The 12,101-nt window shown below is 64.7% G+C and carries 10 protein-coding genes, 1 tRNA gene and 1 pseudogene; 6 read left to right on the top strand and 6 right to left on the bottom strand.

Translation table 11 applies throughout. The annotated features are described in order from the left end of the window. Positions 1–39: 39 nt before the first annotated feature. Positions 40–419, top strand: a pseudogene (locus tag AMS69_RS21220) (response regulator); the annotation flags it as partial. A 367-nt stretch (positions 420–786) separates the two neighbouring features. On the opposite strand, the gene AMS69_RS12500 reads toward AMS69_RS21220, so the two are convergent. After that, positions 787–2,145, bottom strand: a complete 1,359-nt coding sequence (locus AMS69_RS12500) for an NAD(P)/FAD-dependent oxidoreductase (protein ID WP_053968411.1) — start codon at positions 2,143–2,145, stop codon at positions 787–789. Positions 2,146–2,241: 96 nt separating this feature from the next. Continuing rightward, entirely contained in the window at positions 2,242–2,763 is a 522-nt protein-coding gene (locus tag AMS69_RS12495) for a response regulator transcription factor (RefSeq protein ID WP_053968410.1), read from the bottom strand. Positions 2,764–2,979: 216 nt separating this feature from the next. On the opposite strand from AMS69_RS12495, the gene AMS69_RS12490 reads away from it, so the two are divergent. After that, a complete protein-coding gene (locus tag AMS69_RS12490; protein ID WP_053968409.1) occupies positions 2,980–3,933 on the top strand; it encodes a D-2-hydroxyacid dehydrogenase in 954 nt (317 codons plus the stop codon). Positions 3,934–3,962: 29 nt separating this feature from the next. Here AMS69_RS12490 and asd read toward each other — a convergent pair whose 3' ends face one another. The 3 genes from asd to AMS69_RS12475 form a co-directional block, all read right to left on the bottom strand. After that, positions 3,963–5,000, bottom strand: a complete 1,038-nt coding sequence (gene asd, locus AMS69_RS12485) for an aspartate-semialdehyde dehydrogenase (protein WP_053968408.1) — start codon at positions 4,998–5,000, stop codon at positions 3,963–3,965. A gap of 68 nt (positions 5,001–5,068) precedes the next feature. Continuing rightward, positions 5,069–5,503, bottom strand: coding sequence for a hypothetical protein (locus AMS69_RS12480; RefSeq protein ID WP_053968407.1), 435 nt, complete (start codon positions 5,501–5,503; stop codon positions 5,069–5,071). Positions 5,504–5,561: 58 nt separating this feature from the next. Beyond that, positions 5,562–7,790, bottom strand: a complete 2,229-nt coding sequence (locus AMS69_RS12475; RefSeq protein WP_053968406.1) for an AAA domain-containing protein — start codon at positions 7,788–7,790, stop codon at positions 5,562–5,564. 104 nt (positions 7,791–7,894) lie between these two features. Here AMS69_RS12475 and AMS69_RS12470 point away from each other — a divergent pair, with 104 nt between their 5' ends. The 3 genes from AMS69_RS12470 to AMS69_RS12460 all read left to right on the top strand — a co-directional run bounded on the left by AMS69_RS12470 (position 7,895) and on the right by AMS69_RS12460 (position 9,832). Continuing rightward, positions 7,895–8,935 carry a tyrosine--tRNA ligase gene (locus tag AMS69_RS12470; protein WP_053968405.1) on the top strand — a complete coding sequence of 347 codons (1,041 nt, stop codon included), beginning with the start codon at positions 7,895–7,897 and terminating at the stop codon, positions 8,933–8,935. A gap of 12 nt (positions 8,936–8,947) precedes the next feature. Beyond that, the gene (locus AMS69_RS12465) at positions 8,948–9,640 is read left to right on the top strand and encodes a class I SAM-dependent methyltransferase (RefSeq protein ID WP_053968404.1); all 693 of its coding nucleotides are present in this window, start codon (positions 8,948–8,950) and stop codon (positions 9,638–9,640) included. Between the two features lie 121 nt (positions 9,641–9,761). Continuing rightward, a tRNA-Gly gene (locus AMS69_RS12460) sits at positions 9,762–9,832 on the top strand. A 196-nt stretch (positions 9,833–10,028) separates the two neighbouring features. On the opposite strand, the gene AMS69_RS12455 is transcribed toward AMS69_RS12460, so the two are convergent. After that, positions 10,029–10,343 (bottom strand): hypothetical protein, encoded by a 315-nt coding sequence (locus AMS69_RS12455; RefSeq protein ID WP_053968403.1) that lies wholly within the window; start codon positions 10,341–10,343, stop codon positions 10,029–10,031. A gap of 391 nt (positions 10,344–10,734) precedes the next feature. Between AMS69_RS12455 and dinB the strand changes: the two genes are divergently transcribed. Next, positions 10,735–12,096, top strand: coding sequence for a DNA polymerase IV (dinB, locus tag AMS69_RS12450; protein ID WP_053968402.1), 1,362 nt, complete (start codon positions 10,735–10,737; stop codon positions 12,094–12,096). Positions 12,097–12,101 lie beyond the last annotated feature (5 nt).

Here is a 12,101-nt window from a genome sequence, read left to right as displayed (position 1 = left end):
CTGGCCTGTACACACAAGCGGGACTGGGTTCTCACAGCGGTCATCACAGATCACCCGCAGGACACGTATGACTGTAGTATCAGCGACTACGAGACGCCCGAAATGAACGGGCTGGAGTTCCGCCAACGGGGTCGCGAAGACGCACTGAAGCTTCCGTTCATCCTCTACACCGGGAAGGGCAGCGAAGAGATTGCGGCCGAAGCAATCTCCCAGGTGTCACGGACTATATTCGGAAGGAACCGGGGTCCCAGTACACGGTGCCAGCGAACAGGGTGCAAAACGCCGTCGAGACCCGCAGAGACGAACTACAGGCCACGCGTGGTCACCGCGCAATGAACGCGGCCCGGGACGGCAGCAACACACTAGACGACGCGGGGCGGCTCACCTATCTGAACGACGCCTACCCGGCCACGTTCGGCTCACTACGGGTCGTCTCAGACACGGCTCCTGTTCAGTAGAATATCGCCCGGAACACTAACGTCCGGCATCATCCTCGGCGGTGTGCCATGTCAGCCGGCAAACCCTCGTGCCGGGCGGGTCGCCGGATACGGCGACCGATTGCGCGAGCGGCGGTAGCCGCGAGCGCGGGTGATTACGGCGTAATCACCGAACGCCCAGACGGTGCAACCGTCTGGCGGGTCGTTGAACAACGACCAGATGCGGTGTGAACCGCGGTCATGTCGCGTGCCCGGGTTCTCCGGATCGTCATTGTCCCGGTGACGGGTCTCAGCCGGGGATTGAAGGCACGCATATGCGCTTCGCCGCTGGGACACCTAAGGGTGACGTTCAGACGGCGTAGTCGTCCTCGCGCAACTGGACGTACTTGCCGTTACGGTAGGAGAACTTCCCCCATTTGTAAGCCAGAACCATCTTGATGCCGTTGAAACCGCCACGGAGCGCTGCGTCGGCCTTGATGCCGCGGGCGTCCATCAGGTCGTTGGCGGTTCGAAAAGCGCGGTCCCAGTCGTCGGGTCGCCAGTCTCGCACCATGTCCGCGAAGGTGGCGTTCCGGAGGATTTCGTCGCCGATGGCGTCGTGCCAGGCGTCGTTGTAGCGTTCGAGGCGGTCGTTCGCGGCGAGGCGGCCGGCGATCGTCCCAGTGCGAACAGCGACGTGGTCTCCGCCCTCGTGGAACGCCGAGGTGGTCCCCATTGCCCCGCCGGCCACGGCGATACCGGCACCCACCGGAGATTCTATCGGCCGGGTCGAGGAGATAGGGTACGTCTCTGTGCCCTTCGACTTTCCGCGGTCTTCGACGAGCGGGAAGTCGTCGAGGTCGTACGCCTGGAACTCCCGTTCGAGCAGTCGTTCGATGTACTGCCGTCCCTGTGGGATGCTGTCGTCGCTCGCGTTGAGCAGGTCCCACTCGCTGCGGTCGTACGCGTCGATGTCCAGCCCGATAGGCATCGTCAGCCCGATGCGGGCGACCGGCGGGTCGTTCGGGAAAATCCAGGGGTAGGCGGTGTGGCCGGGCATGATTCCCCACCAGAACTCGATGAACTCCGGTGTGAACAGTTCCTCGGGCATCCGGCGGTGCTCTTGATAGGCGATGTGATTGACCTTATTCGACGGCATGATGTCGGCCATCGTCTGCTCGTCCGGGAGGAACTGGTCGAGCGTCCCGCCGGTGACGGTTCGCTGGGGGCCGTCGGCGAGAATTACGTACTCGGCGGCGATATCCTCACCGTTGGCCAGCCGGACGGTGTGTCGCGGCGAACTCCGCAGGTCGGTCTCGACGCCGGTGACGCTGACGCCGACGCGGTAGTCCGCGCCCGCTTCCGTCGCCCGTTCGCGGAGCCAGTCATCGAACCGTGCGCGGTGGAACGTGATGCCAAAGCTGTCGGCACTAGAACTGATACCGGTCTCCGTGAGCGTCATCTCCGTCGAGGGGCCATAGAACTTCGCTCCGTCGAGTTCGCTCAACACCACGTCTTCGGGGAACTCGGACCGGGGAATGCCCATGATGTCGAACCAGTAATCGAGCAATCCGGCGGCATCTGTCGAGTCCGGTCCCGTCCCCTCGCGGTCGGCTCTGGGGACCCCCTTTTCGAGGAGGACGGCGTCGGCCCCGTGGTCGGCTGCGGCCTCGGCCGCCGACGAGCCGGCCGGGCCACCACCCACAATGGCGACGTCTACGTGTTCCATACCCGCTACGGTGTCCCGCGCCCGCTAAAACCTATTGTCTTGCATCGAAACTACGGTATGACACGCTCACCGGACTGAACTGGAACGCCCTCTGCGCTACGGTCCGGACACTGCGCCACCGAGTGATACGTCGTGTCGTTCCAGTCGCTCAACGACCCGCTGGTACGTGTCACTCTCCGCGAGCGCTGTGGCCCGGACAGCGTCGGCAACTGTTGCTCGGCGGTCGGCGAGGCCCAGGAGCTCCCGGCGTTTCGCCTCGTACTCACACCGGGTACGGACGGTCGAAAGAACCGACAGCAGGGTGTCCCGGTCAGCGGGCTTTCTGAGATACGAATCTACGGGGATATCCAGAATATCCACGTCCGGCTTGACGCTACTGATCATGACGACTGCAGGGGTGACTGTCCGCTGTCGGAGTTTTTCGGCGACCGTTTCGCCGCTCAGGTCCGGCATCTGGCGATCCAGCAGTACCGCATCGGTCGTGTCGTCGATGCACTGTAGCCCTGTACGGCCGTCTGCGGCCTCTATAACCTCGTATTTGTCCGGAAGCCAGAGCTTGTAGAGCTGTCTGTAATCCTCGTCGTCATCGACCACCACGACGCTCGTCGGTCTCCTCATCTCTTGCAACTCATACGCCGGTCATCCTACAAATATGCTAAGATATCGGCGTACTATTACTACAAATTTTACTAATTCAGGCTGGTATTTCTCCTATTCTCTAGATATAGAAATACCAACACTAGTTTCGGCGTGCGACCAGCGGTCTGCCGGCATCGTTTTGAGGGGCGCGGGTGGAACAGACGGTATGGGTCCGTACGTCACAGGAGGGGTTCGATGGCAGACATCGTCGTGATGCAGTACGACGTTCACGGGATGCCGGTCGACCAGTACGCGACAGCGCTCCGCGACCGACTGCCCGAGTGGGACATCGCCGTCGCGGAGACACCAGCAGCCGAGCGCGGTCTGATTACGGAGGCGACAGTCCTGACCGGCAATGATGTCTCGCCGGAACTGGTCGATGCGGCCGACGCCCTGGAACTGTTTGCAGGGACATACGCTGGATACGACCACCTTCCGCTGTCGGAACTGGCAGACCGCGACATCGCCCTGACGACGGCGTCCGGGGTCCACGGCCCGAACGTCGCCGAGAACGTTGTCGGCTCGTGGCTCGCCTTCGCCCGCGGCTTCTTCACCGCTCGTCGCCACCAGCGCGAGGGCGTCTGGCAGTCGTTCCACACCGACGACTTCGCTGGCAGCCGCGTCTGCGTTGTCGGCCTCGGTGAAATCGGGCAGGCCATCGTCGACCGGCTCGCCGGGTTTGACGTGGAGACCGTCGGCGTCCGCTACTCGCCGGAGAAAGGCGGCCCGACCGACGAGGTGTACGGCTTCGACGAGATCCACGAGGCGGTCGCCGACACAAAGTACGTCGGGCTCGCCTGCCCGCTCACCGACGCGACCCGCCACCTCATCGACGAGGAGGTACTCCGGACGATGCACCCCGATGCGGTACTCACTAACGTGGCCCGCGGCCCCGTTGTCGATACCGACGCACTGGTCAGTGCGCTCCAGCGCAACCACATCGGCGGCGCGGCACTGGACGTGACCGACCCCGAACCGCTGCCCAGCGACCACCCGCTATGGGACTTCGAGAACGTCCTTATCACGCCACACAACGCCGGCCACACGCCGAGCTACTACGAGCGACTGGCCGATATCGTGGCGGAAAACGTTCGGCAGGCCGAGCGGACCGGCGAGTGGGACGGGCTCAGAAACCAGATCGCGCTCTGAGCGCTATCCGGAGCCGAAACGCCGCAGCCTTACAGATACCCGCGTTTGTTCAGCAACTCGCCGTTCAGCACACTTGCGCCGGCAGCACCGCGCATGGTGTTGTGCGCGAGGCAGTTGAACTGGACGCCGTCGGTCGTCTCGCGGAACCCGCCGACTGCGACGCCCATGCCGTCCTCGACGTTGCGGTCGAGGCGGGGCTGTGGGCGGTCTGGTTCTTCGAACACTGTGATGAGCTTTTCTGGCGAAGACGGGAGGTCGATACCAGTCACTGCCTCCATCGCGGCCTCGGCGTCGGCCGCGGAGATGTCTTCAGCGGTGTCGGCCCAGACGTTTTCGAGGTGGCCGTCGAGCGTCGGGATGCGGTTGCAGGAGGCGGCCACGTCCATCTCGTTGAGGTGGACCTCCGCGCCGTCGAACGAGCCAAGCAGCTTGCGCGATTCGGTCTCCATCTTCTGCTCTTCGCCGCCGATGTGCGGGATGGCGTTGTCGATAATCTCCATCGATGTGACGCCAGAGTAGCCCGCCCCGGAGACGGCCTGCAGGGTCGAGACGCGCACGTCGGTCAGGTCGAACTCGCGGTCGAGGCCAGCGAGCGGCGGCACCATCGTAATTGTCGAGCAGTTCGGGTTCTTCAGGAGTGCGCCGTCCCAGCCGCGCTCGTCGCGCTGGACTTCAAGCAGGTCGACGTGGTCGGCGTTAACCTCGGGGATGATGAGCGGCACATCCTCGTCCATTCGGGCGTTCGAAGAGTTCGACGAGACTGTGTAGCCGGCCTCACAGAACTCCGGTTCGACCTCCGCGCCGACGCTCGACGGGAGCGAGGAGAAGATGAGATCAACGTCGTCGGGCACCGAATCCGGATCGGTAGCGCGGACTTCTAACCCGGCCACGTCCTCTGGAATCGGGGAGTTGACGCGCCACTTGGCGGCGTCTTTGTATGTCTCGCCAGCGCTCGCGTCGCTGGCGGTCAGTGCTGCAATCTCGAACTCGGGGTGGGGGTCAAGCAGTTGGATAAGTCGCTGCCCGACCGCGCCAGTCGCACCGAGCACACCTACGCGTACAGTCATCGGTTGACACACGGCTACGGGTGGTCAAAACAGTTTGGATACGGGGCCATGCCGCTGCCTTCGCCGGGTTACTCGCGCTCGGTGTCTTCGAACACCCATTCGATAACACGGGCCTCCACGAGATCCCGCTCCTCGACGTACGGGTCGTCGCGGTTCGCCAGCGTCTCCGCGGCCTCAGCGCGCATTTCGGCTTCGATCTCCGTGTGGTCCGGTTCGTCTCGGATGTCATTCAGCAGTGCCTCGAAATCCTCACGGAGGTCGAAGGAAGCGCGGGCGGCGTTACACCGGGACAGCGGGCTCATTCCGGTCTCTAACACGAGGTCCCGCACCGTTTCCCAGTCGGAGCCACAGAAGTAGATAGACACCTCGCCGACGATGTCCTGCCAGGCGATTGGGTCGGCGTGCTTGAGCAACGGGACCGCCCGCGGCGGCAGATCGAGACGGGTCTCAGTGTCGGGATTCCCGCACAGACAGCAGGCCTTCTCCGTCTTCCCCGTGTACATATGAGACAGTTGTGTCGGACGTATTTGGACCCATCGCAGTCGGGCGGTCGCTGGCCGGCTACACTGGAATGAACTCGGGGTCCACGTCGTTCAGGCGGTCGGTGTTCGAGACGAACTGGTAGAAGTCGCTGTAGAGGTCCCCACACTTCCCGTCGGCGTCGTACCGGAGTGTGTGCCAGTCGGCGACGACAGCGCAGTACCGCTTCGCTCGCGTGAGCGCGACGTTCAGGCGTCGGGGGCCATCGACCGGCCGCCCGAGGAACCCGACGGTTCCGTCGGCGTTACTCCGGACGAGCGAGAGGACGATGGCCGTCCGTTCGCCGCCCTGAAACGAGTCGATGGTGTCGACAGTCACCCTGTCTCCGGCGTCGGTTCGCTCTGCGAGCATCTCCCGGACGCGTGACACCTGCGCGCTGTACGGCGTGATGACACCGATTTCCTCGGCGGGCACGTCCGACAGCAGGTCCTGAACGAGATGCGCGACGAGGCGGGCTTCGGTGGGGTTCGCCTTGGAATGACCGACCGTCTCGACGCGCCCGCCGACGTTGTACCCCTCTATCGCTGGGCGGTCGGGAAGTGGGTCGACGGCGCGCCCGTTCCGTAGCGTCCGGTCGTAGAACCGACGGTTCGGGAAGTACGCGATGTCCCGGTGCATCCGGTACTGGGTCTGGAGCTGGAGGCCGACACCCTCGTAGACGCCGCCGTCGGCGTAGAGATGCTCGAACAGCGAGTGGCCGTAACTCGACGCCGGCGGTTCGTCGCTGGCGCTGTAGGGCGGGAGCTGTCGGTGGTCGCCGGCGAGGACGGCGCGGTCGGCCCTGACCAGCGGGATACACGACGCTGCGCAGGTGGACTGCGTCGCTTCGTCGAGGACCACCAGGTCGAACTCCCGGGCGAGCGTGGCGGCGCTGTTGTTCGTCACCGCCACCACATCGGCCCGCTCGGCCACATCCCCGTAGGCCCGCCGTACGACCTCGTTTGCCGACTGGCTCGCGTTCACGCGGTTGAGCGTGTAGTCACCGTCGCCGTGCTGGCCGTAGGCGTGCAGTGACTGCGGGTCTGCCGCGTCCCCCGTCGACGACCCCGCCACGAGGTTGTCGACGGCCTGATTCGAGTCCGCACACACCAGCACATCCTCACCGGCCTGTGCGGCCCGTCGGACGATTTCGACGAGCGTTCGCGTCTTCCCTGTCCCCGGTGGGCCGTGAATACAGAACAGGTCGTCGGCCAACAGCGCATGCTCGACGGCCAGTTGCTGCTCCTGATTCAGTTCCCCGTCGAACTGGTCGCTCCGGGCGGCCGCCCCGTTCGAGAAGGTTATCGGCCGGTCGCCGGCGAGTACGTCTCGGAAGCGGTGGTCGGCCAGCGCCGCAATCGCCTCCCGTTCGCGGTCGAACGGAACGGGATTGAGCAGCGCCGTGAGCCCGTAGGTGGCGTCACCGTCGGTGAGTGCGCTTTCGAGTGTTGTCGCCCCGTCGACCTCGCCCCAGTCCACCGCGAGCCACACCGAACGCCCGCGGATGCGCTCGACTGTCGCCGGGGCCGGGAACGGGCCGTCGCCGCGTCCGCCCTCCCTATCGGCGTGTATCAGCACCTCGTTCCCCTCGTGGATGCCGAACACGGATTCGACGACAAACGCCCAGTCACCGTCCCGCTCGGCGGCGATGTCAGCGGGTGGGTCGACGCGAAACCGATACGCTCCGTCATCTCGACCGCGCGCATGCAGTTCGGGCACTGCATCGCCACCGACCCTGTACACCTCGTCAGGTGAGCGCCGCTGTGCGCGCTCTCGGTTTTGCTGGCGAGTCGCCTCACGTTCGCGCTCGACGTGAGACCGCAAGCCGTCAATCAGTTCTGCCGACGGGATCGGATTTCGGGGCGGTTCGCTGTCGTCTATCGGTGAGTCGTAGGAGGGTGGGTACGTTTCCGGGACGTAGTCGGAGTGCCAGAAGCGGATCCGGTCGGCCAGTCCCGTGGCTCCGAATGCGTCCGCGTCGATGAAATCCCGCTCGCCGTCGCGCTCGAAGATGAAAATCTCTCCGTGTAGCGAATGGTCAGTGACGGCGACGTACTCTCCCGTTGGTCGCGCCGAGTCTGGTTCGTGCAATGGGATACAGACCCAGTCTTCCGCGGGATGGGCGAGTTTGTCGTGGTGGGCCGCAAACTCGGCGACGGGCCGCGCGGGGACGACATCGCCGCTGTCGTCGAGAGTGGCGTCGGTGACGGCACACAACGACGCGTCGTCGAGGTCGAACGACCCGATGACGTGGTCGAACAGGAGGGACATCTATCGCCGATTGTGCCCCGCTGTGGTAAAACAGTACGCCCCACCTCGACAGCGCGTCACACCGGACAGGAACGTTTTAATCGCCGGACCGGCCACACTGCGGTATGGATACCGCCGAGCGACTCGATCTGGTGACACGACACACCACAGAAGTCGTCACCGAGGACGAACTGCGGACGCTGTTCGAAGAGAGCGACCCGTCGGCGTACATCGGCTACGCGCCGACCGGCGAGATGCACATCGGTCACTTCACGACGATGCGAAAGCTCGCGGACTTCCTGCGGGCCGGCGTCGACGTGACGGTCCTCATCGCGGACCTGCACGCCCACCTCGACGACAACAAATCGCCCTTCGACCTGCTGGATGCCCGCTCGGCCTACTACGAAACGGCCATCGAGGGCATGATCGAGGCGGCCGGCGCGGACCCCGAGGACGTGGAGTTCGTCCGCGGGACCGACTTCCAGCTCGACGAGGAGTACACGCTGGAGATGTACCGGATGGCCGCCGAGACGACCATCTCTCGCACGCAGCGCGCGGCCAGCGAGGTCGTCCGCGAGTCAGAGAGCCCGAACCTCGGCGGACTCATCTATCCGCTGATGCAGACGCTTGACGTGAAGGCGCTGGACGCCGACATCGCCTACGGCGGCGTCGACCAGCGCGGCATCTACATGCTCTCGCGCGAGATTCTGCCGGACCACGGCGGCGAGTCGCCGATCTGCCTGTTCGCGCCGCTCCTGTCGGGCCTCTCCGGTGGCAAGATGAGCGCCTCCGACGAGGCCTCGAAGGTCAACCTCACCGACAGCCCCGACGAGGTCGACGAGAAGATCGGACAGGCGTACTGTCCGGCCGGCGAGGTCGAGGAGAACGGCGTGCTGGAGTACCTCGAACACCTCGTCTTCCCGGTGCTTGACGTCCGCGGCGAGTCGTTCGTCGTCGAGCGACCCGAGGAGTACGGCGGCGACCTCACCTACGACAGCTACGACGAGGTCGAGGCGGACTTCGTCAGCGGCGAACTCCACCCGGCCGACCTGAAGCCGTCCGCCGCCAGCGCTATCTCGGACGTTATCGACCCGGTTCGAGAGCGACTGGCCGACGAGGACGAGCTACTCGCCGAGGCCTACCCCGAAACGTACGGCGCGGAGTGACGCGGTCGACCGATGCCAGCCTCCGACCCGAACGCCGGCAGTGACACTGACGGCGAGCCATCGCGGGCCGCCGTCCGCCGGACGTACGAGGACATCGGCGATCACTTCTCGAAGACCCGCGAGTACGCCTGGCCGGAGGTCGAGGCGTTCGTCGACGAGTCCAGCAGTGCCGGAACGGCGCTCGATGTCGGCTGTGGCAACGGCCGTCACGCAGAACTGCTCGCTGAGGTCGCTGACCGCGTCGTCGGTCTCGACGCCAGCCGCGCGCTCCTGCAAGCCGCGACCGACCGGGTCGGCGACAGCGTCACGCTCTTGCAGGGCGACGCGACGCGGCTTCCGCTTGCTTCCGAGTCTGTCGGTCTCGCGGTGTACGTGGCGACGCTGCATCACCTGCCGTCGCAGGCCGCCCGCCGCGCCAGCCTAGACGAACTGGCTCGCGTTCTCGCGCCGGGCGCTCGCGCGCTCGTCAGCGCGTGGAGTACGGCCCACGACCGCTTCGACGCCGACCCCGACGCGGACGCGGGCTTTGACACGACCGTCGACTGGACGCTCCCCGGCGGCGAGACAGTGCCGCGGTTCTATCACATCTACACGCCGGCCGAATTCGAGCGCGATGTCGCCGACAGCGACCTCCGGCTCGTCTCGATGGAACTCTCAAGCGGCAACTGTTACGGGGTTGTCGAGCCAGAAGGGAAACGCACTTAATTGCCTTCCATCTATGGACGTGTACGTTCGCGCTCCGTTGGTTGATGCCGCGGAACGAGCGGCGGTGGTGAGCAAATCCGACGGATTTGCGAGGCACGCCGCGCGCGAACGAAGTGAGCGTGCGGCGGTGGTCTAGTGGTAGGACCTGAGCCTTCCAAGCTCATGGCCCGGGTTCAAATCCCGGCCGCCGCATTTTGCTGTGCATCCATCTACGAGCAGCAAATGCATCATTGAGGATCTGAACGACAGACATCCGAGCGACAGCAGGGACTTGCAGTCGAGTTCACATCCCGGGTGCCTCATTCTGTCGTGACACAGCGACAACTGAAGCGTAGCAGGCGTTCTTGCCTTCGAGAGGGTCTTTTAGCCGCCGTGACCAATCGACACCTCACTCGGGTTCGACGGCGGTCTGGTCGAACTCCTCCCAGTCGTCGCCCATCCACTCTTGCAGGCGATCAGTAACGCCCGCGAAGTCCTCGCCGTCCTCGAAGGACTCAACGACGACCCAGCCGTCGCCATCGCGGTCGTAGCCGAGGCTATAGCCCCGGTCGCCGTCGATGATGACGACGAATGCGGCCACCACGTCGAGGTCAGGGAAGAACCCGACCGGGGCAAATCCGTAGTCGTCGTACTGGGCTTCGAGGGCGGAGATTTCGCTCGTCGAGAGCGGCCTGTCCGGCAGCGACTTCGTCAGTTCCGTCATTACGTCGTAGTCATGTGGAGAGGGCTGAAAACGTTTCGAGCGGAACGAACGCAAAGTATGTGCTAGATAGTACTTCAGCCAACATTGAAGTGTTTCCGTGCGTTTTGTTAACATGGAGCTTCCGACGCTCCCGGCGGGAACGACCGTCGTACCATCCGGGATTGGCATCGGCGGACGACCACTCACCGGTGGAGCGATGGCCACTCCACCGGCTACGTATCGCTTTGAAACCAACGGCGTACGGAGCACCTGACACCCAACCCCCACCCCACCCTCACCACTTTTCCTGCTCCCGCCTTTCGAGGTGTTTTCGATACATCTGACATTGCCCTGACCAGATGGGTTCGGCGAGGGCCGGTGGGGTTTTCTGCCAGTACACGTAGCGTCGAGTATGGACGCTGCGCGGCTCCCCGGGACCAGCGGACCCGAGCAGATCGTCGCGCACGTCGACATGGACTGTTTCTACGCCGCCTGCGAACAGCGTCGGGAGCCGGCGCTCCGCGGGGAACCGCTCGTCGTGGGGATGGGCTACGAGAACGGCACGACACACGGGGCCGTCGCGACAGCGAGCTACGAGGCCCGAGAGTACGGTGTCGAATCGGCGATGGCCATCTCCGAGGCACTGGAACGGCTCCCGCGGAAGGTCGAGGCTGTTGCGGACCCGGACCTCGATGTCGAAGACGCCGGCTTCTACCGTCCGGTCGATATGGACTTCTACGAGTCCGTCGCCGCAGATGTCCGAGAAATCCTCCACGCGGAGGCGGAAGTCGTCCGCGAGGTGAGCATCGACGAAGCGTATCTGGACGTGACCGAGCAGGTCGCATGGGAGACTGTCGAGTCGTGGGCACAGGACCTGAAAGATACAATCGAGTCAGCGGTCGGCGTGGTGGCGAGTGTCGGCATCGCGCCGACGATGAGCGCCGCGAAGGTGGCCAGCGACCGCGACAAGCCGGACGGCCTAGTCGTCGTCGAACCGGGAACTGTCCGAGAGTTCTTCGCCGACCTCCCGGTCGAGGATGTCCACGGCGTCGGTCCGGTCACCGCTAGAGAACTCGCTACACTCGATATCGAAACTGCGGGGGACCTTGCGGCCGCCGATCCAGAACTATTGGCCGGACGCTTCGGCGAGCGCGGTCGTGAGATACGTCGTTACGCCCGTGGCGAGGACGAGCGGTCGGTGACCCCGAAAGGCGACCCCAAGAGCCTCTCACGGGAGTCCGCGTTCACCGAGGCTACGACCGATTCGGAGGCCAAGTGTCGCCAGGTTCGCACGCTCGCCGACGCTGTCGCTGACCGCGCACAGCGAAAGGGCGCGCGATACCAGACTATCGGCATCAAGGTCGTGACGCCGCCGTTCGACGTGAACACGCGCGCCCGGTCGCTCCCCGGCCCGGTCGAGGAACCCGACCTGGTCCGTCGTGTCGCGCTGGAGTTGCTGGGCGAGTTCGACGACGACCCGGTTCGGAAGGTCGGTGTTCGCGTTTCGAACCTGGATTTCTCTGCCGGCGAGCAGGCCAATCTGGACGGATTCGGCGGTGACGCTGAACCCGAGGCGACGAGCGATAGCTCTGTCGCCGACAACAGCTCAGCGAGGGCCAAAGAACAGACCGAGGACGGACAGGCTGGACTCGGGACGTTCGTCGGGAACGACGGCGGCAGCGAGGCTGCCGATGACACGGTAGACGATGGAACAGCCGCCAGCGATACTCATGTTTCGCTCCCGCCCGGTCAGACGACGCTCGCGGATTTCTAGGGACT

The organism is Haloarcula rubripromontorii (assembly GCF_001280425.1).
Taxonomy (GTDB): domain Archaea; phylum Halobacteriota; class Halobacteria; order Halobacteriales; family Haloarculaceae; genus Haloarcula; species Haloarcula rubripromontorii.
The sequence above is the reverse complement of the archived record's forward strand: the minus strand, read 5'-3'. Positions and strand labels throughout refer to the sequence as shown.

Bases quoted from the DNA above. Each gene is read 5' to 3' on its own strand.
- AMS69_RS12500 (WP_053968411.1), bottom strand. From the start codon at position 2,145: ATGGAACACGTAGACGTCGCCATTGTGGGTGGTGGCCCGGCCGGCTCG.
- AMS69_RS12495 (WP_053968410.1), bottom strand. From the start codon at position 2,763: ATGAGGAGACCGACGAGCGTCGTGGTGGTCGATGACGACGAGGATTAC.
- AMS69_RS12490 (WP_053968409.1), top strand. From the start codon at position 2,980: ATGGCAGACATCGTCGTGATGCAGTACGACGTTCACGGGATGCCGGTC.
- asd (WP_053968408.1), bottom strand. From the start codon at position 5,000: ATGACTGTACGCGTAGGTGTGCTCGGTGCGACTGGCGCGGTCGGGCAG.
- AMS69_RS12480 (WP_053968407.1), bottom strand. From the start codon at position 5,503: ATGTACACGGGGAAGACGGAGAAGGCCTGCTGTCTGTGCGGGAATCCC.
- AMS69_RS12475 (WP_053968406.1), bottom strand. From the start codon at position 7,790: ATGTCCCTCCTGTTCGACCACGTCATCGGGTCGTTCGACCTCGACGAC.
- AMS69_RS12470 (WP_053968405.1), top strand. From the start codon at position 7,895: ATGGATACCGCCGAGCGACTCGATCTGGTGACACGACACACCACAGAA.
- AMS69_RS12465 (WP_053968404.1), top strand. From the start codon at position 8,948: ATGCCAGCCTCCGACCCGAACGCCGGCAGTGACACTGACGGCGAGCCA.
- AMS69_RS12455 (WP_053968403.1), bottom strand. From the start codon at position 10,343: ATGACGGAACTGACGAAGTCGCTGCCGGACAGGCCGCTCTCGACGAGC.
- dinB (WP_053968402.1), top strand. From the start codon at position 10,735: ATGGACGCTGCGCGGCTCCCCGGGACCAGCGGACCCGAGCAGATCGTC.